Raw genomic sequence first — 16787 nt, 5'->3', positions numbered from 1 at the left:
TTACACGATTGACTTTCGCATCAACGGCTCGCCGGCGCGGATGCGCGCCGATTCCGACACGTTGTCGCAAAATTCAAAATGTTCCGGCGCCAGCATGATGATGGTCGATCCATGCTCGAACCAGCCAAGCTCGTCGCCCTTATGCACATTCGCGTCGCAGGCAAAGACCGTCGGTCCCTCGGTCTGGGCGTTGAGCATGACATCGAGGCAGTGCAGGCGGATGCTGGCCACCAGGATGGCCGCCACCGGAACCAGGGTCAGCGCCTCGCCGGTCGCAAGACGGGTCTCGATCACGGCCCGCTCGTTCTTGCAGAACAGGCGCTCGATCCGCTTCAGCGTGATCGGATTGACGTTCCAGGTGTCGCCGTGAATGAACGTCACCCGCTCGATGTGACAATCATATGGCGCGTGAAAGCGGTGATACATGCTCGAGGTCAACCGCAAGGTGATGAAGCGGCCGTTGCGGTGGGTGTCGACCAGCGCCGGGTCGCCAAGCAGATCCGTCAGCGAGTAAGGCGCACCCTTGATCTGGAACAATTCGGTATCGGCGATCGCGCCATGCGCGCCGATGATGGCGTCGCAGGGACTGCACACGATCGACGGATCCGGGTCGTATGGGCGCAGGCCGGGCTTGAGCTCGCGCGTGAAGCAATCATGCAGGCTCTTGAAATCGGTCTTGCGCGCCTCGGACAGATCGAGATCGGAAAACAACCGCCAGCCGGCGATCGAGAGGTCGCGGATCAGGGGCTGCTCGATCTTGCTGAACCAGCCGATGAAGCGGGTCGCCGCCGCCCGCGGGATGCGGTTGGTGAGCAGGAAGTTAAGGTTTTCCTGCTGCGTCAGCGAGGCGATCAGGTTCCGGATTGTCATGAATCTGTCAGCAGATGACATTAGCGCTGGTGGCATGGATTCGTCGCTCCCGATTCTTTCGCTGTCCGCCGCCGCGGTCGCCGGCGCCGCCATAGCCGTCCCCAAATTGCACGCCCGGCTGGCGCTGTCGCGGGCCAAGCATCGCTCGCTCTCCGGCCACTCCAAGATGTCGCGCAGGGTGGCACGGCTGCTCCCCTATTACGAATTCGACATCAACGACTTCTTCCGTTCCGACGGCGCGCCGGCCGAAATCGCCACGCAGCGCCAGGACGGCTTCTTCCGCCTCGCCGCTCTTTACCAGGAACGCTTCGCGCGCAGCCGGCAGACGACCGCGGAGGCCGCCCGGCAGATTTCCGACTTGCAATTCACGCAAGCTTACCGGGTGCCGTTTCAATACAGCCGCCTGGTCCGCGAACATCTCGGCGCCGGCAGCTTCGTGCAGTCCTCGGCGGGCGTCACCATTACCGACCTCGACGGCAACGTCTTCTACGATTTGACCGGCTCCTACGGCGTCAACATTTTCGGCAACGACTTCTACAAGGAATGCATCGAGAACGCCGAGAAGCGCGCCCGCCCGCTCGGCCCGGTGCTCGGCGCCTATCATCCCGTCGTCGCCGACAATGTCAGGCGATTGTGCGAGATTTCCGGGCTCGACGAAGTCTCGTTCCACATGTCCGGCACCGAAGCGGTGATGCAGGCGGTGCGGCTCGCCCGCTATCACACCCGCCGCACCCATCTGGTGCGTTTCGCCGGTTCCTATCACGGCTGGTGGGGCGACGTGCAGCCCGGCGTCGGCAATCCGGTTTCGCCGCACGAGACCTATACGCTGGCCGAGATGTCCGAACGCACGCTTCACGTGCTGAAGACCCGGCGCGACATCGCCTGCGTCCTGGTCAACCCGTTGCAGGCGCTGCATCCCAATGCCAATGCGCCCGGCGATTCCTCGCTGGTCGACAGTTCCCGCCGTGCCAATTTCGATCGCGCTGCCTATACGGCGTGGCTGAAATCGCTGCGCGAGATCTGCACCGAGCGCGGCATCGCGCTGATCTTCGACGAGGTCTTTGTCGGCTTCAGGCTGGCGGCCGGCGGCGCGCAGGAATATTTCGGCGTCCGCGCCGACATGGTGACCTATGGCAAGAGCCTTGCCGGTGGCCTGCCGATCGGCGTGGTCTGCGGGCGCAAGGAGCTGATGCGCCGCTTCCGCGACGATCGCCCCGCCGACGTCTGCTTCGCCCGCGGCACCTTCAATTCGCATCCCTATGTCATGACGGCGATGGACGAGTTCCTGAGCCGGCTCGCCAGCCCCAATTTTTCCTCGGTTTATAACGGGCTCGATGAGCTCTGGAACGAGCGGGCGCGGCAGCTGAACGAACGGCTGACCAGCGAGGGCCTGCCGGTCGGGGTCGACAATTTGTCCTCGATCTGGACGGTTCATTACACCGAACCGTCGCGCTACAACTGGATGCTGCAATATTATCTGCGCGCCGAAGGGCTGGCGCTGAGCTGGGTCGGCACCGGCCGTTTCATTTTCAGCCTGAACTATACCGACGCCGACTTTGCCGAGGTCGCCGACCGCTTCGTCGCCGCGGCCGGGAAGATGAAGCGGGACGGCTGGTGGTGGCACGACGCCTCGCTCACCAACAAGAAAATCCGCCGCCAGATTCTCAAAGAGATGCTCGCGAGCAAATTCAAGCGATAACGTCAGGCCCCCTCTCCCTCCGGGAGAGAGTGAGATGATGGCTGTCGCGGCAGATCGTTCCAATTTCATGACAGCCCTAAAACGTGGATGGCCGGGACGAGCCCGGCCATGACGCGTGTTGAAGCGATTCTTCGGCGTTCAGGCGTGCTGCTCTTCCAGCCCCTGGTGCTCGAGGATATCGAGACCCGGATCGATCAGCTCGCCGCGCAGCAACGCAAGCGGCGCCTTGTAGTAGAGTTTGAAGTCGTTGAAGGGATCGGTAAGGATCTTGGTCATCCAGACCAGGCCGGTCTCGACGTCGCGGATGAAGAACAGGTGAACGGTACGGAACAATAGCCCGCCTATGCCGACTGCCAGCCAGATCTTGGCGACCTGCCGTATGAAATCGGCCGGCGAGACCCAGGGCGTGAAGAGGCCGAACATGGTCGGATCGGCATAGAGGACCAGCGGCGACAGCGCCCAGATTGTCATCAGCACCACCTTGCGGCGCAGATTGTAGCCGACCTTGATCTCTTCCTTGTGCTCGTGGGTCGTCTGGTTGATGTGATCATAACCGCGGGGCTCGAAGAAGAAATGGCCGGCCTGACGCGACGTCATTGAAACCAGCCAGCCGATCAGCGCAGACATCATCGGATCGAAGAACATCATGACATAGCCGACCATGAAGCTGATGGCGCTGACGAAGTGCAGGCTCTGGTTGATGCGGCTGTGGTGATAATAGCGATGATCGTCCCAACGCTGGATGTGCAACTCTTCCAGAAAGTTCTTCATCGTTGTTTCCCCTGAATTTAAACCCTGCATTCACGCTAGTGGGATTCGATGTACGGGATATGACATCATCATGATGACATATGACAGTTTGCAATCGACACATTCGCGGCCGAAGGCCGGCCGCGTGAGCTACGCGGCGGCCGCCACTTCGATCTTGCGGAGACGGACCAGCGAGAAATGACCGAGCGGCGGAATCAGCCGGCGTTCCACCAGTTCCATGCTCTTCGCGCCCGCCAGCCATTTTGTGTAGCGCGACCAGGCGAATTCGGCGGTCCGGAAGCCGAGCCGGCGCACCACCGGCTGCAATTTCTGCTCGATGAAGCGGCGCATGCCGTCATCGGCGCTGACGCGGGTGAGGATGATCAACTCGCCGCCGGGCCGCAGCACACGGGCGAATTCGTCGAGCGCCGCTTCCGGATTCGGCACCGCGGTGACGACATATTGCGCCATCACCACGTCGAAGGAATTGTCGGGAAATTCGAGCTGCTCGGCGTCCATCACCGCAAGCCCCTCGATATTCTTCAACCGGCCTTCGGTGACGCGCTGCTTCGCCTTCTTCAGCATCGCTTCCGAAATATCGGTGCCGAAGATGCGGACGTTCGGCGCATAGAGCGGCAGCGAAATGCCGGTGCCGACGCCGACTTCGAGGACGCGGCCGCCGAGCTTGTTGGTCGCCTGGATCGCGGCGGAGCGGCCCTTGCTGAATACGCCGCCGAACACGAGGTCGTAGATTGGAGCCCAGCGGTCATAGGCCTGCTCGACCATCTCGCGGTTGATATCCAGCGGCCGAGGGTCTTCGAGTTTGATGATTTCCGCCATGGTGTCTTTCACTCGCTGTCGTGAGGGGTTGGTCAGCCGCGCGCTGCGGTTCTGCGCGCCATACGGCGGGCAGGTTGCAGAGAACGGCTCGGATGCAACGCGGTTAAATTGCCGATGAACTGTCTTGCGCTGTTTTCCCAGGAACGCTCCAGCGCGAAGCTGCGGCATGTCTCGCGCGACATGCCGAGCGCGCGCAGGCAGGCGTCGCGCAGATTGGTGTCCAGCGCGCCGATCGGATGATCCGCGATCACGTCCAGCGGGCCGGTGACCGGAAACGCCGCGACCGGGGTGCCGCAGGCCAATGCTTCGAGCTGAACCACGCCGAACGTGTCGGTGAGGCTCGGAAACACGAAGACATCCGCGGCCGCCAGATGCGATGACAAATCCTTGCCCGTCTTCTCGCCCAGGAATTTCACGTCGGGATAGCGGCGCTCCAGTTCGGTGCGCTGCGGCCCGTCTCCGATAACGACCTTGGACCCCGGAAGGTCCAGCGACAAAAACGCGTCGAGGTTCTTTTCGACCGCCACCCGGCCCATGGTCATGAAGATCGGCCGCGGCAAATCGAGCGTCGCCGGCTCGTCGGGCCTGAACAGGTCGGTATCGACGCCGCGGGTCCAGAAGCCGAGCTTCCTGAACCCGCGCGCGGCAAGCTCCTGCTTCAGCGAGGCGGTCGCGACCATCGTCATGGCGGCGGCGTCATGAAAGTGGCGCAGCACCGCATAGCCGACGCTGACCGGAAGCAGCGTGCGGACCTGGATATATTCCGGAAACCGCGTCGTATAGGAGGTGGTGAAGGCAAGCTTGCGGCGGCGGCAATAGGCCCGGACCGACCAGCCGACCGGGCCTTCGGTCGCGATATGGACCGCATCCGGCGCGGCCGCCTCGATCCGCCGGGCGATCTCGCGGCGGTTGGGCCACGCCACCCGCAGCCCCGGATAGGTCGGGACGGTGACGGAAGGAAAACCCTCTGGAGTCAGAAATTCGATCTCGGCGCCCAGCGCCGACGCGCTGCGCGCCAGCGAGGTCAAGGTACGGACCACGCCGTTCACCTGCGGATGCCAAGCATCGGTCGCAATTAAAATCCGCATCGTCGGGGCCTGAACGCTTCCTGATTCCTCGATCCCCCGCACGTTTAACCAAGGATATTTCAGGCGTATGACGTCATCGAACTGTTAGACAGTTTTTTCATTAACCCTGCGGCGCCCAAATCCCGGCAGCCCTCATCAAACTGTCATGAAACAATTCCTTACGCGGATCGGACCGTTTTGCTGTTTTGACGCAAACGTCCGGCAACCCGTATCCGCTATGAATAGCCTCCGGCCGCGCGCTTGCAGACGCGTGGAATCGAACAGGGGCGACCAATGTTTGAGTTCAATCAATCGCCGGCTTCCCGCCATGTCGCTTTCGCCGCCTTCGCCATGCTGGCCGCCGGGGCCGTTGCCCTTTGCGCTCCGGCCGGTGCGGCGCCGCTTCCGTTCTCTCCCTTCATGATCGTGCCGCAAGTAGCGGCTCCGTCGGCACAGGCCGTGCCCGACGAAAGCGAAAACAACGAACATGCCGGCAGCGCGCCCGAGCTGCCGGCGCAGCTGAAGCGCCAGATCGTGAGCTACCCCACCCGCGAGGCGCGCGGCACCGTCATCATCGATACGCCCCACACCTATCTCTATTATGTGCTCGGCGGCGGACAGGCGATCCGTTACGGCATCGGCATCGGCCGCGAAGGCTTCACCTGGTCCGGCGTGCAGTCGGTGACCCGGAAAGCCGAATGGCCGGACTGGATCCCGCCCCGGGAAATGATCGCGCGCCAACCCTATCTGCCGCGCTACATGGCCGGCGGACCGGGCAATCCGCTCGGCGCCCGCGCGATGTATCTCGGCGACACCGTGTATCGCATCCACGGCACCAGCCAGCCGTCGACGATCGGAACGCGGGTTTCGTCGGGCTGCATCCGCCTCACCAACCAGGACGTCACCGACCTCTATTCTCGGGTCACGATCGGCACCAAGGTCATCGTGCTGCCCGCGAACCGGCAGGCGCTGAACCCGGACGGCAAGCGGATCTGATCCAGCCCCCCGACGGACTCGTTCCCGCCTGGAAAATGGCGCGGTATTCGCGCCATTTCTGCTTGCAGCCGGCCATCAAGCCAGCCAACTGGCCCGCTTCCCCCACTCTGGCGCCAGCAGAATCCACCCTGTAGACTCGGCGGTTCAGGAGATCATGATCCGATAGGGCCGAATTGAATCATGATCTCATCGCTTTGTTTGAGCATGATTTTCCCGGAAAGCCGGTTGCCGCTTTTCCGGATCATGCCCTAATCCGGGGGAATGATGCGTCTACCGTTCAGTCTCAGGACGATCCTGCTTGCGGTCGCGGTGATCGCGGTCTCGTTCTACGCCAGCCTGAAGATCATGGACTGGCTATCGCCGGGCGCCGCGCTGCGCGGACCAACCTTGACCGAATTGCCGCCGCTGCCGCCGGTGACGCGAAGTTCCGTGATCCTGGCGCCGGTCTCGATCTCGCTCAACGCCATCCGCGACGCCGCCGACCGCAGCGTGCCGCGCAACTTCCAGGGCAAGGCCGACAACCCGGTGTCGCAGATCCTGCAAAACGCCGATATCGGCTGGACCGCCGCGCGCGGCCCGATCGCAGCGACCGGCGCGCAGGACGTGCTGTCGCTGGCGACGGCGCTGACGGGAACGCTCAACGTGACGGGCTCGCTGTCGTCGAAAGCGACCAGCGCGGTCAGCGCGCTCGGCAGCCTGCTCGGCGACAAGGCAGCCAAGGAAATCGGCGGCATCAGCATCAAGGCGCTCACCGCCAATGCGGAAATAAAGGGCAGCGTCACCATCACCTCGCGGCCGAAGCTCGCGGCGAGCTGGCATTTCGAGCCGAATTTCGGCGCGCAGGTGAATCTCGGCGACACCAACCTTTCGGTGGCCGGCGCGCGCGTCAGCGTCCCCGCCCAGGTCAAGCCGCTGATCGACAAGACCGTGACCGATCAGCTCGAGGCGGCGGCGGAGCGGATCCGCAAGGATTCGACGCTGCAACGGAGCGCGCAGCAGCAATGGGCGAAGATGTGCCGCTCGATTCCGCTGCAGGGCGCCGACGCCGCGGCGTCATTGCCGCCGCTCTGGCTCGAACTACGGCCCATTCGGGCCATCGCGGTGCAGCCGACCGTGGATGCTTCCGCGGTCACGGTGACGATGGGCATCGAGGCCGAGACCCGTATCACCTCGCAGCAAACCAAGCCGGACTGCCCGTTCCCCGACCAGATCTCGATCATTCCGCCGACGCCGGGAGGCGTCAGCATCGACATGCCGATCGACATGCCCTTCACCGACATCAACAGAATCGTGGACGCGGAGTTCGTCGGCAAGACGTTTCCCGAAGACGGCTCCGGCGCGGTCGACGTCACCGTGAAGCACGCCACCGTCGCGCCGTCCGGCGACCGGCTGCTGATTTCGCTGCTGGTACACGCCAAGGAAAAGAAGAGCTGGTTCGGATTCGGCGCCGACGCCACCGTGCAGATCTGGGGCCGGCCCACGCTCGATCCGGCGCAGCAGACGCTGCGGCTGACCGATGTCCGGCTTGCCGTCGAATCCGAGGCGGCGTTCGGCCTGCTTGGGGCCGCGGCGCGCGAGGCCATGCCGCATCTGCAACAGGTGCTGGCGGACAAGGCCGTCATCGACCTCAAGCCGTTCACGGCGAACGCCCAGCAGAAGATCAACACGGCGCTGGCGGATTTTCGGAAGAGCGGCGACGGCATGCAGGTGACGTCGGAGATCACCAGCGCGCGGCTGGCCTATATCGCCTTCGATTCCAAAACACTGCGTTTGATCACCGAGGCCAACGGCACGATCAATGTCTACGTCACGTCACTGCAAGGATTATGAGCCGAGCGATCCTGTCGGCAGCCATCGCGGTATCGGCGCGGGCTTGTTTGAAAAGCATTGCGAAACGCCCGGCTGAAGCTGCTCGATTCCGAAAAGCCCCAGCGGAACGCGATCGACGTAATGCTCTGGTGAGCAAGGCTCGCATCGGCAAGGTCGCGCCGGCAGCACGCCAGGCGCCGCTCCCGCACATATTCACCCACCGTGGCTCCCGAGCTTTGCCGGAACACCTGCTGGAGATGGCCGCTGGAGAGCCCGACGGCCGCGGCGATTTGCTCGACGGATAGAGACGGGTCGCCCAGCGAACCCGAGATGTAAGCGCAGGCGCGCGCAAAGGCGGACGCGGACGCGTTATGCCCGTGCCGCCCGATCCGGCCTTCGAACAGAGACCGCGCCGCCAAAGCGAGGTGTTCCAGCGTGCGGTTGGCGGCGGCGGGCAACAGCACCGGATCGATCGCGGAAACGAAGCGTTCGAGAAGGACGATGTTCTGGCGGGCGATCGCCGTCAGCGCATCGTCGCCGGACAGCGCCATGCCGGCGACGTCGCAATTTCTGGGGACGATGTCGTAGAACAGCGGCGTCGGCATCTTCAGGATGCTTTGCCTGAAGGCGTGCGGGAACATCACTTCATAGGGACGAACCGTATCGAGAAAACCGATGTCTCCCGGTTCGAGCGTCGCCTCCTGCCCGCCCTGGCGTATGGTGCAGGTGCCTTCGCCCTGCACCATCAGCAGCCAGGTTGGTTCGGTCTGGAGGCCGATCAATTTGCGGGTGCGGTTGATCCGTTGCGGATCGGCTTCGACCCGAACCAGATCGAAGCTCGGCATGTGTACCAGCGGAATCGAACGGGCATGGATGGCGCCGGCGTAAGGCTGCTCTTCCGCCAGCGCGGTCGCTTCAACACCGGCGATGGTGTGGCAAACAACTTCACGCCAGAAGTCGAGACGCTTGGCCGCGGGGACGCTGGCCGTGGTGAGCAGGCCGGCAATTTCCCGATAAGGCGGCGGCGGGGCGTCTTTGCCCTGCCCTGTCGTGCCAGGCAGCGAAGTCACGGCGGGACCTCGGTGAAACTGTATTGCAGCGAACGAGAAAGCTAATCACAGGGCGTCCGGACTGTCGACGAGAAATCTGAGTTTAAGTCAAATCGGGACCGCAAACTGTCAAGACCCCATTCCAGAACCGATCCAGCCTGACGCCGGAAGCAAGCCCCCTCCGTCAGGTCCGGCGGCTTGTGAGGTCGTGCCCAAGAACTGTCCAGCAATGAACCGTCCAACAATATCGTGTCCCGAAACAAGGAGAGTTGCATGCCCGCATCGTTCGAGATGATCAACGAAGTACCACATTACAACCTCTATATCGGAGGCCAGTGGACGCGCTCGTCGCGCAACGACTCCACCGAAAGCATGAACCCCGCGACCGGCGAGTTGTTCGCGCGGGTCCAGCAGGCGGGTGCCGCCGAAACCGAAAAGGCCATCACCGCCGCGCACACCTCCTACAAGGCCTGGTTCGCGACACCGATCTCGGCGCGGGAAAGCATCTTCCTGAAGGCGGCCGACGTGCTCGCGGCCAAGGCCCAGGACATCACCGATGTCCTGATCGCGGAGTCCGGGTCGGTTGCCGGCAAGGCAGGCTTCGAGGTCGGTTATTGCTTCGACCTGCTGCGGACCGCGGCCGCGGAAATGCGCCGGTCGCCCGGCGAGACCATGCCGCTGACCGCGCCGGGTCAGTTCGGTTTCACCATCCGCCAGCCGCTCGGCGTCATCGCCGGCATCGCGCCGTTCAATGCGCCGTTCCTGCTCGCCATGAAGAAGGTGGTGATGGCGCTCGCCGCCGGCAACGGGTTTGTGCTGAAGCCCTCCGAACTCACGCCGGTCACGGGCCTGAAGATCGCGGAAGTGTTCGACGAGGCCGGCCTGCCGCCGGGCCTGCTAAGCGTCATTCCGGGACCGGCCGCCGAAATCGGCAAGACCCTCTTCGCCGATCCCCGGGTGCGGATGATCACCTTCACCGGTTCGACCGGCACCGGCCGCCATCTCGCGGTCGAAGCCGCCAAGACCCTGAAGCGCTTTACGCTGGAGATGGGCGGCAAGAGCCCGTTGATCGTGCTGGGCGACGCGGACGTGGATTACGCCGTCAAGGCCGCTGCGTTCGGCATCTTCTTTCATCAGGGCCAGGTCTGCATGGCGAATTCGCGCATCCTGGTCGAAGAGCCGATCTTCGATGCGTTCTGCGAGCGTTTCGCCGCCGTCGCCGGGAGCCTCAAGGTCGGCGACCCGCGCGATCCCGACACCGTGATCGGCCCGCTGATTCGCGGCACCCAATGCGCCGTGATCGACGGCCATGTCGAGGACGCCGTCGCCAAGGGCGCCAGGCTGATGTGCGGGGCGACCCACAAGGACCAGTATTACTGGCCGACCGTGCTCAGCGGCGTCACGCCCGACATGCGGATCTTCCACGAGGAGAGTTTTGGGCCGGTGACCTCGATCATCAAGGTCAAGGACCATGAAGAAGCGCTCGAACTGGCAAACGCGACCGACTACGGCCTGTCATCGGGCGTGATCACCAACGACATGCAGAAGGCGCTTGACCTCGCCTTCGGGCTCGAAGCCGGCATGGTGCATCTCAACGATTGCACGGTTTCGGACGAACCGCACGTGCCGTTCGGCGGCGTCAAGAACAGCGGCTACGGCCGCGAAGGCGGCCGCTTCTCGATGGAAGAAATGACCGAGCTCAAATGGATCACGATGCAGCGCGGCCAGCGCGCCTTCCCGATCTAAGGCGAGCATAGCTCTCGGGATCGGTTCTCGCTGGCTTCATGGTTCGAGACGCGCGGCGTTGCCGCGCTCCTCACCATGAGGTTGTACCCGTTTTGAAACCTCCTCCAGGGAAGACCTCATCCTGAGGAGGCGCGAAGTGCCGTCTCGAAGGATGGCTTCACCGGAAATGCTTCAGGAAAGTTGATCGGAGCGGCCCACGTCGCGTGACAACAATCAAACGAACGCAGTCAATTGAACGCCATGCCGCCATTGAGGGGAACGGTCTGACCGGTCATGTAATCGTTGCCGAGCACCATCAGCACCGCCTGGGCGACTTCATCGGCCCGGCCGAGACGTCCGAGCGGGATGTTGCGCGCCAGTTCGGGCCGGCCGCGCATCATGTCGGTCTCGATCAGCGTCGGCGCCACCGCGTTGACGGTGATGCCCTCCTTGACCAGCCGCGCCGCATAGCCGCGGGTCAATCCCTCCATCCCCGCCTTCGAGGCGTTGTAGTGCATGCCGATCACGCCCGCCCCGCGCGCGGCGCCGGACGAGATGTTGACGATCCGTCCCCATTTTTTCGCGCGCATCGCGGGCACCACCGCCTGGGTGCAGAGGAATGCCGATTTCAGGTTCACGGCGATGGTCTGGTCGAACTCGGCTTCGGTCAGGTCGTCGATGCCGCGCACGATCGCGATGCCGGCATTGTTGATGAGGATGTCGATCGGGCCGAGCGCCGCGGCGACCTGCCCGACCATCGCCGCGACCGCCTCGCCTTGCGAGACATCGGCGGCGACGGCGATCGCGCGGCCGCCTTTATCCTTGATCTTCGCCACCACCGCCTCGGCGTCGGCGGCGCGCTCCCGGTAATTGACGGCAATGGCGGCGCCCGCCTCGGCCAGCGCCACGGCGACAGCGGCGCCGATGCCGCGCGAGCCACCCGTCACCAGCGCGATATGGCCTTTCAAGTCCGGCGTGATGGTCATGATTCCTCAATCGCGTATTTTGATACCGCCGTTCCATCCGTTATATATCAACGAACACAGTGATGCGGCGGATTGATCCGTCAACGCCCGCGCGCGGATGCGTGCTCCGCGCCGGGCGTCGTTCCGGCACGATGTTATCAAGTCCGATCTCTGATAGATAGACGGACGCAGAGGGGCCGACTTTTCGGACATGGGACGACGATGAAGCTGTTCATGTTCTACATTGGCGGCAATTGCGGCAACTCGAATATCGAATTGCACGATGTCCGCTTCTCGATCGGAAACGCGCCCGAGGATTGCTATGACGATCTGCGCCGGCAATGGTGGGGCGATCCCCAAAGCCTGCACCTGGACAGCTGGGGCAGCGTCGAACAGGCCGACGGCTTCGACGTTTCACTGACAAGCGCACCGCAGTGCGATCCCCCGGCCAAGCTGTTTTTCGTCAATCTCGGCGGCTACAATCCGCAGGAATTCGGCGAGCTTCACAAAAATGTGTTGGTCGTTGCGACCGACATCAATGCCGCCAAGCAGAAAGCGCTGCAACAAATCAACGATTGGGTACAACCGCACAAGGATCGGATTTTCGAGATCGAGAAAGCCGTCGACCTGACCGCGCTGACGGAGAGCTACGGATGCGTGTTGTCGCTTACGCCCGCCGCCGCGGCGAAGCCGTTCGTCTTCAGTTGCCTCTATCTGCCGCTTGGATAGCGCACGCCCGATCCATCTTGTGAGAACCGCACCGCGCCATTCGCCACACCATCGAAGGAGTGAAAACATGGACTATGTGAAATTCGGCAAGACCGGTCTCGGCGTGTCGCCGCTGTGCATCGGCTGCATGACCTATGGCGTTCCCGATCGCGGACCGCATCCATGGACGCTGGACGAGGAAAAGAGCCGGCCGCTGATCAAGCAGGCGCTCGAACTCGGGATCAACTTCTTCGACACCGCCAATGTCTATTCGGACGGCACGTCGGAAGAAATCGTCGGCCGGGCGCTGAAAGACTTCGCGCGCCGCGAGGACGTCGTGATCGCCACCAAGGTCAACGGCCGGATGCGGCCGGGCCCGAACGGCGCAGGACTGTCGCGCAAGGCGATCCTCGGCGAGATCGACAACAGCCTGCGCCGGCTCGGCACCGACTTCGTCGACCTCTACCAGATCCATCGCGCCGATCCGACCGTGCCGATCGAGGAGACGATGGAAGCGCTGCACGACGTGGTCAAGGCCGGCAAGGCCCGCTATATCGGCGCTTCCAGCATGTACGCTTGGCAGTTTGCCAAGTCGCTCTATACGTCCCGGTTGAACGGCTGGACCGAATTCGTCAGCATGCAGGACCACATCAACCTGCTGAGCCGCGAAGAAGAGCGCGAAATGCTGCCGCTCTGCATCGACCAGGGCATTGCGGTGATGCCGTGGAGCCCGTTGGCGCGCGGACGGCTGACGCGGGCATGGAACGAGACCAGCTCCCGCGAGGAGACCGACGAATTCGGCAAGACGCTCTACACGGAATTTCCGCAATCCGATCGCCAGATCATCGATCAGGTCGGCGCAGACGCCGCAGCCCGCGGCGTGCCGCGGGCGCAGGTCGCGCTGGCCTGGCTGGTGCAGAAAAAAGGCGTGACCTCTCCGATCGTCGGAGCCTCGAAGCCTGAGCATTTGAAGGACGCGGTTGCGGCGCTGTCCTTGAAACTCACCACCGAAGAAATCGCCTCTCTCGAAAAGCCTTACCTGCCGCGCCACGTCTCGGGATTCTGACCGGCACAACGTTGGAGCCCGGTTCTGATTGAATCAGAACCGGGCTCTCCTGTTTTGATTTGACGCGTTTACTTCACGCAAGCAAACCGCTGTCCACCCGATGGAATCTGGCGCGATATCATCGCGCGAGCGGACAGGCCATCCAGCACGAAAAACATGATCTTCACGGCGGCCACGCCAGCCGGGTGAGGCCTGTTGCCTAAAAGTCGGCTTTGCGGGCGCGCCGAACACGGCTAGAACAGGCGCTATAAAAACAATTCCAACGAAACTTCCAAAAACGAAACCCCAAGGGAGATAGACGCCATGAAGTCACTTGCAGCCGCTTTTGCGGCCGGACTTGCTTTCGCGATATCTGGCACCGCAGCAAACGCGCAGATTTCCGACGACGTCGTCAAGATCGGCGTCCTCACCGACATGTCCAGCCTCTATGCCGACGCCACCGGCAAGGGTTCGCTTGCCGCCGTGCAGATGGCCGTCGCCGATTACGGCGGCAAGGTCAAAGACAAGCCGGTTGAAGTGGTCGCCGCCGACCATCAGAACAAACCCGATGTCGGCGTCAACATCGCCCGCAACTGGTACGACAACGAGAAGGTCGACGCGATCTTCGACGTGCCGACCTCTTCGGTCGCGCTGCCCATTTCCGCGCTGACCCGCGAGAAGAACAGGATCCACATCAATTCGGGCGGCGGCAGTTCCGACCTTACCGGCCCCGCCTGCTCGCCCAATACCGTACACTGGACCTATGACACCTATGCGCTGTCCAACGTCGCCGGCAAGGCAATGGTCAAGCGCGGCGAGGATACCTGGTTCTTCGTCACCGCCGACTATGCCTTCGGCATGGCGCTGGAGCGCGATGCGGCGGCCATCGTCAAGGAGAACGGCGGCAAGGTGCTGGGCGATGTCCGCCATCCTCTGAACTCCTCGGACTTCTCGTCCTTCCTGCTGCAGGCGCAGGCGTCCAAGGCCAAGGTGGTGGCGCTCGCCAACGCCGGCGGCGATACCACCAACGCGCTGAAGCAGGCGTCGGAATTCGGCCTGACCCAGGGCGGCCAGAAGATGATCGCGCTGTTGCAGGAAATCACCGACACCCACGCGCTCGGCATCAAGGCCACCCAGGGACTGATCGTCACCGACGCCTTCTATTGGGACCTCGATGACCAGACCCGCGCCTTCTCGAAACGCTTCTACGACAAGGTCGGCCACATGCCGACCATGATCCAGGCCGGGCTTTATTCGGCGACGATGCATTACCTGAAGGCGATCGACGCCATCGGCACCGACGAAGCGCCTAAGGTGATGGCGCAAATGCGGGCGACGCCGATCCATGATTTCTTCGCCCATGACGGCAAGATCCGCATCGACGGCCGCATGGTCCATGAGATGCATCTGTTCGAGGTGAAGAAGCCCGAGGAATCCAAGGGCGAGTGGGATCTTTACAAGCTGATCGCCACCGTGCCCGGCGACGAAGCGTTCCGCCCGCTTGACAAGGGCGGCTGTCCGCTGGTCAAGACTAACTGAAACAATGGTTCACGGCGCTATTTTGTATCATTGTCATTCCGGGATGGTGCGACAGCACCAGACCCGGAATGACAAACAATGTTGAGTGCAACGCGAACGCCTTACTCGGCCGAGTATTTGAACTCGGGCATCGCCCTCAGTTCATCCTTGCTTGCGTTAAACACGGCGTGGTCCGGATACCACGAATGGGAATTCGAGGTCGCCATGCCTGTTCCGGTGGCCGCCCCAGTGGTCATTGTCGAGTTGCTGGCGGCATTGTTCTGCCCGCTGGCGACGCCGGTATAGGCGACCGGCTCGTTGACAAATTTGATCTTGTCGAAGGGAATGGCGACCAGGCGCGAACCGACGCCAAGGACGCCGCCGACACTGATCACGGCCGCCTTGATGTTCCCGCTGCTGTCGGTCAGGAGATCGTTGATCGAGCCGACATTCTCATTGTTGTCGTTGTAGACATTGAGGCCGACCACCTTGGAAGCGCGCCAATCGCCGTGAATCGAGGAGTCCGATGCCGCCGTCGGCGCCATGTTGGCGCGATCGCCCGTCGCCGTGGGCGTTTGTGCAAATGCAACAGACGCGAACATTGCCGATGCGGCCAAACCAGCCGCCATATGTTTCACGAACATGTGGTTTCTCCCTGGGTAAGAAATTAGTGAGGGGAGAACACTCCAATCCATCCGCCGTTCCAGCGGCCGTCTGCATTTTCGGTCATGCAAACTGGCGATGATCGGATCCGCTTTTGGAACCGCGCGACCCGTTGCCGCACGTGACGGCTATGTGTCGTTCATGCCGATTCTGATTCAGACAATCGTCAAAAGCGGCGCATGCACCGGCCGGAACAAGCGGACCCGTCGGTCGCAACCGGTCCGAAAAAATAGCATCCCGATCCAGCCGCCACTCATCCGCCGAAATACAACGATCACCCCTCCCGTTCTGGGAAGGGTGATCGCCGCGTGCGCGGTGTGTGTGCGTCGCCCGGCGATCAGGTTCGGTAATTGATCAAAAGCGATGAGGCCGACGAACTGCTGTCGGCGGCCGAAGCGGCGTTGCCGCTCGCATCATAAGCCGTCGCCGATGAGGTCGAATTCTGCAGCGACTGCAGAAACTGCTGCAGGATCTGCGCGGCCGAGCTGGTGTCCGACGAGCCGCTGCTGCCGTCGGTCGACGACGAACCGTTGGCGGATGATGCGCCGCCATGGCCGCCCCCGCCATGACCGTGGTGAACGCCGCCCGCGCCTCCCGGCGCACCGCCGCCTCCGGGCGCCGCGACCGCGACAACAGCGGCGCCGCTGTCTGGAGCGCCCGCAGCGACGCCCGATGCTGAATTGCTGGGACCGCCGGCGAAGGCGGACTGGAATACGCCTTGCAGCTCGGTCGCCTGCTGCGTGGTGAGGTTGCCGCTCGACACCTCGCCGGCGATCAGGCTGCTGATCTTGGACTGGATGTCACCGGGAGCGGCACTGCTTCCGCCGGTGCTGCCACCGCTCGAGCCGCTGCTGCTGCCGCCGCTTTGCAGCGAGGAACTGATGTCGTTCAGCGCCGAAGAAAGCGCGCTCTGATCGGATGAGCTGATGGCACCCGAACTGACTTCCGATTGCAGTTCGGCCTGGAGTTGCTGAAGCGGTGTCAGGTACGCATTATTGGAGGTACTGGAGGTCGCGGAGATCGAGGTCATGGGCGCTCCAAAGGTTCCTGGAAGACCTCGAAACGTTAAGTTTAATTATCTTA

Annotated in this window: 15 protein-coding genes; 7 read left to right on the top strand and 8 right to left on the bottom strand. The window is 62.9% G+C overall.

From position 1 onward, the window contains the following. Window positions 1-870: an archaetidylserine decarboxylase gene (gene asd / locus HB630_RS01395; RefSeq protein WP_213769592.1), complete on the bottom strand. Its 870-nt coding sequence runs from the start codon at window positions 868-870 to the stop codon at window positions 1-3. A 34-nt stretch (window positions 871-904) separates the two neighbouring features. Between asd and HB630_RS01390 the strand changes: the two genes are divergently transcribed. Continuing rightward, on the top strand, window positions 905-2569 hold the full coding sequence (locus tag HB630_RS01390; protein WP_213769591.1) for an aminotransferase class III-fold pyridoxal phosphate-dependent enzyme: 1665 nt from the start codon (window positions 905-907) through the stop codon (window positions 2567-2569). Between the two features lie 138 nt (window positions 2570-2707). Here the strand turns inward: HB630_RS01390 and HB630_RS01385 are convergent, their stop codons facing one another. From HB630_RS01385 to HB630_RS01375, 3 genes are all read right to left on the bottom strand, one after another. Then, window positions 2708-3340: a hypothetical protein gene (locus tag HB630_RS01385; RefSeq protein WP_213769590.1), complete on the bottom strand. Its 633-nt coding sequence runs from the start codon at window positions 3338-3340 to the stop codon at window positions 2708-2710. Between the two features lie 129 nt (window positions 3341-3469). Further along, on the bottom strand, window positions 3470-4159 hold the full coding sequence (locus HB630_RS01380) for a methyltransferase domain-containing protein (RefSeq protein ID WP_213769589.1): 690 nt from the start codon (window positions 4157-4159) through the stop codon (window positions 3470-3472). Window positions 4160-4191: 32 nt separating this feature from the next. Further along, window positions 4192-5247: a glycosyltransferase family 1 protein gene (locus HB630_RS01375; RefSeq protein ID WP_213769588.1), complete on the bottom strand. Its 1056-nt coding sequence runs from the start codon at window positions 5245-5247 to the stop codon at window positions 4192-4194. Window positions 5248-5520: 273 nt separating this feature from the next. Between HB630_RS01375 and HB630_RS01370 the strand changes: the two genes are divergently transcribed. After that, window positions 5521-6222, top strand: coding sequence for a L,D-transpeptidase (locus HB630_RS01370; RefSeq protein ID WP_213769586.1), 702 nt, complete (start codon window positions 5521-5523; stop codon window positions 6220-6222). Between the two features lie 264 nt (window positions 6223-6486). Further along, entirely contained in the window at window positions 6487-8052 is a 1566-nt protein-coding gene (locus HB630_RS01365) for a DUF4403 family protein (RefSeq protein WP_213769584.1), read from the top strand. Here the strand turns inward: HB630_RS01365 and HB630_RS01360 are convergent. Continuing rightward, on the bottom strand, window positions 8025-9101 hold the full coding sequence (locus HB630_RS01360; RefSeq protein WP_213769583.1) for a helix-turn-helix domain-containing protein: 1077 nt from the start codon (window positions 9099-9101) through the stop codon (window positions 8025-8027). The two genes, HB630_RS01365 and HB630_RS01360, sit on opposite strands and share 28 nt — an antisense overlap. 252 nt (window positions 9102-9353) lie before the next feature. Between HB630_RS01360 and HB630_RS01355 the strand changes: the two genes are divergently transcribed. Beyond that, the gene (locus tag HB630_RS01355) at window positions 9354-10826 is read left to right on the top strand and encodes an aldehyde dehydrogenase family protein (RefSeq protein WP_213769582.1); all 1473 of its coding nucleotides are present in this window, start codon (window positions 9354-9356) and stop codon (window positions 10824-10826) included. Between the two features lie 227 nt (window positions 10827-11053). Here HB630_RS01355 and HB630_RS01350 read toward each other — a convergent pair whose 3' ends face one another. Then, a complete protein-coding gene (locus HB630_RS01350) occupies window positions 11054-11785 on the bottom strand; it encodes an SDR family NAD(P)-dependent oxidoreductase (protein ID WP_213770668.1) in 732 nt (243 codons plus the stop codon). 207 nt (window positions 11786-11992) lie between these two features. Here HB630_RS01350 and HB630_RS01345 point away from each other — a divergent pair, with 207 nt between their 5' ends. From HB630_RS01345 to HB630_RS01335, 3 genes are all read left to right on the top strand, one after another. After that, a complete protein-coding gene (locus tag HB630_RS01345) occupies window positions 11993-12499 on the top strand; it encodes a DUF1543 domain-containing protein (RefSeq protein WP_213769581.1) in 507 nt (168 codons plus the stop codon). 67 nt (window positions 12500-12566) lie between these two features. Beyond that, entirely contained in the window at window positions 12567-13544 is a 978-nt protein-coding gene (locus HB630_RS01340; RefSeq protein ID WP_213769580.1) for an aldo/keto reductase, read from the top strand. Between the two features lie 303 nt (window positions 13545-13847). Then, window positions 13848-15062, top strand: coding sequence for an ABC transporter substrate-binding protein (locus tag HB630_RS01335; RefSeq protein ID WP_213769579.1), 1215 nt, complete (start codon window positions 13848-13850; stop codon window positions 15060-15062). A gap of 101 nt (window positions 15063-15163) precedes the next feature. Here the strand turns inward: HB630_RS01335 and HB630_RS01330 are convergent, their stop codons facing one another. Together HB630_RS01330 and HB630_RS01325 are read right to left on the bottom strand one after the other, a co-directional pair. Continuing rightward, a complete protein-coding gene (locus HB630_RS01330; protein ID WP_213769578.1) occupies window positions 15164-15685 on the bottom strand; it encodes a PRC-barrel domain-containing protein in 522 nt (173 codons plus the stop codon). Between the two features lie 356 nt (window positions 15686-16041). After that, window positions 16042-16734, bottom strand: coding sequence for a hypothetical protein (locus HB630_RS01325; protein WP_213769577.1), 693 nt, complete (start codon window positions 16732-16734; stop codon window positions 16042-16044). Window positions 16735-16787: the final 53 nt, after the last annotated feature.

Source organism: Bradyrhizobium sp. dw_78, from assembly GCF_018449525.1.
Classification (GTDB): Bacteria; Pseudomonadota; Alphaproteobacteria; order Rhizobiales; family Xanthobacteraceae; genus Bradyrhizobium.
Note: the sequence above shows the minus strand (reverse complement) of the source record. Positions and strands in the feature narration are given on the sequence as shown.

Excerpts from the sequence above, each read along its gene's own strand:
- HB630_RS01330 (WP_213769578.1), bottom strand. The coding sequence starts at position 15,685 with ATGTTCGTGAAACATATGGCGGCTGGTTTGGCCGCATCGGCAATGTTC.
- HB630_RS01340 (WP_213769580.1), top strand. The coding sequence starts at position 12,567 with ATGGACTATGTGAAATTCGGCAAGACCGGTCTCGGCGTGTCGCCGCTG.
- HB630_RS01390 (WP_213769591.1), top strand. The coding sequence starts at position 905 with ATGGATTCGTCGCTCCCGATTCTTTCGCTGTCCGCCGCCGCGGTCGCC.
- HB630_RS01325 (WP_213769577.1), bottom strand. The coding sequence starts at position 16,734 with ATGACCTCGATCTCCGCGACCTCCAGTACCTCCAATAATGCGTACCTG.
- HB630_RS01345 (WP_213769581.1), top strand. The coding sequence starts at position 11,993 with ATGAAGCTGTTCATGTTCTACATTGGCGGCAATTGCGGCAACTCGAAT.
- asd (WP_213769592.1), bottom strand. The coding sequence starts at position 870 with ATGACAATCCGGAACCTGATCGCCTCGCTGACGCAGCAGGAAAACCTT.
- HB630_RS01375 (WP_213769588.1), bottom strand. The coding sequence starts at position 5,247 with ATGCGGATTTTAATTGCGACCGATGCTTGGCATCCGCAGGTGAACGGC.
- HB630_RS01365 (WP_213769584.1), top strand. The coding sequence starts at position 6,487 with ATGCGTCTACCGTTCAGTCTCAGGACGATCCTGCTTGCGGTCGCGGTG.
- HB630_RS01380 (WP_213769589.1), bottom strand. The coding sequence starts at position 4,159 with ATGGCGGAAATCATCAAACTCGAAGACCCTCGGCCGCTGGATATCAAC.
- HB630_RS01370 (WP_213769586.1), top strand. The coding sequence starts at position 5,521 with ATGTTTGAGTTCAATCAATCGCCGGCTTCCCGCCATGTCGCTTTCGCC.
- HB630_RS01355 (WP_213769582.1), top strand. The coding sequence starts at position 9,354 with ATGCCCGCATCGTTCGAGATGATCAACGAAGTACCACATTACAACCTC.
- HB630_RS01335 (WP_213769579.1), top strand. The coding sequence starts at position 13,848 with ATGAAGTCACTTGCAGCCGCTTTTGCGGCCGGACTTGCTTTCGCGATA.
- HB630_RS01385 (WP_213769590.1), bottom strand. The coding sequence starts at position 3,340 with ATGAAGAACTTTCTGGAAGAGTTGCACATCCAGCGTTGGGACGATCAT.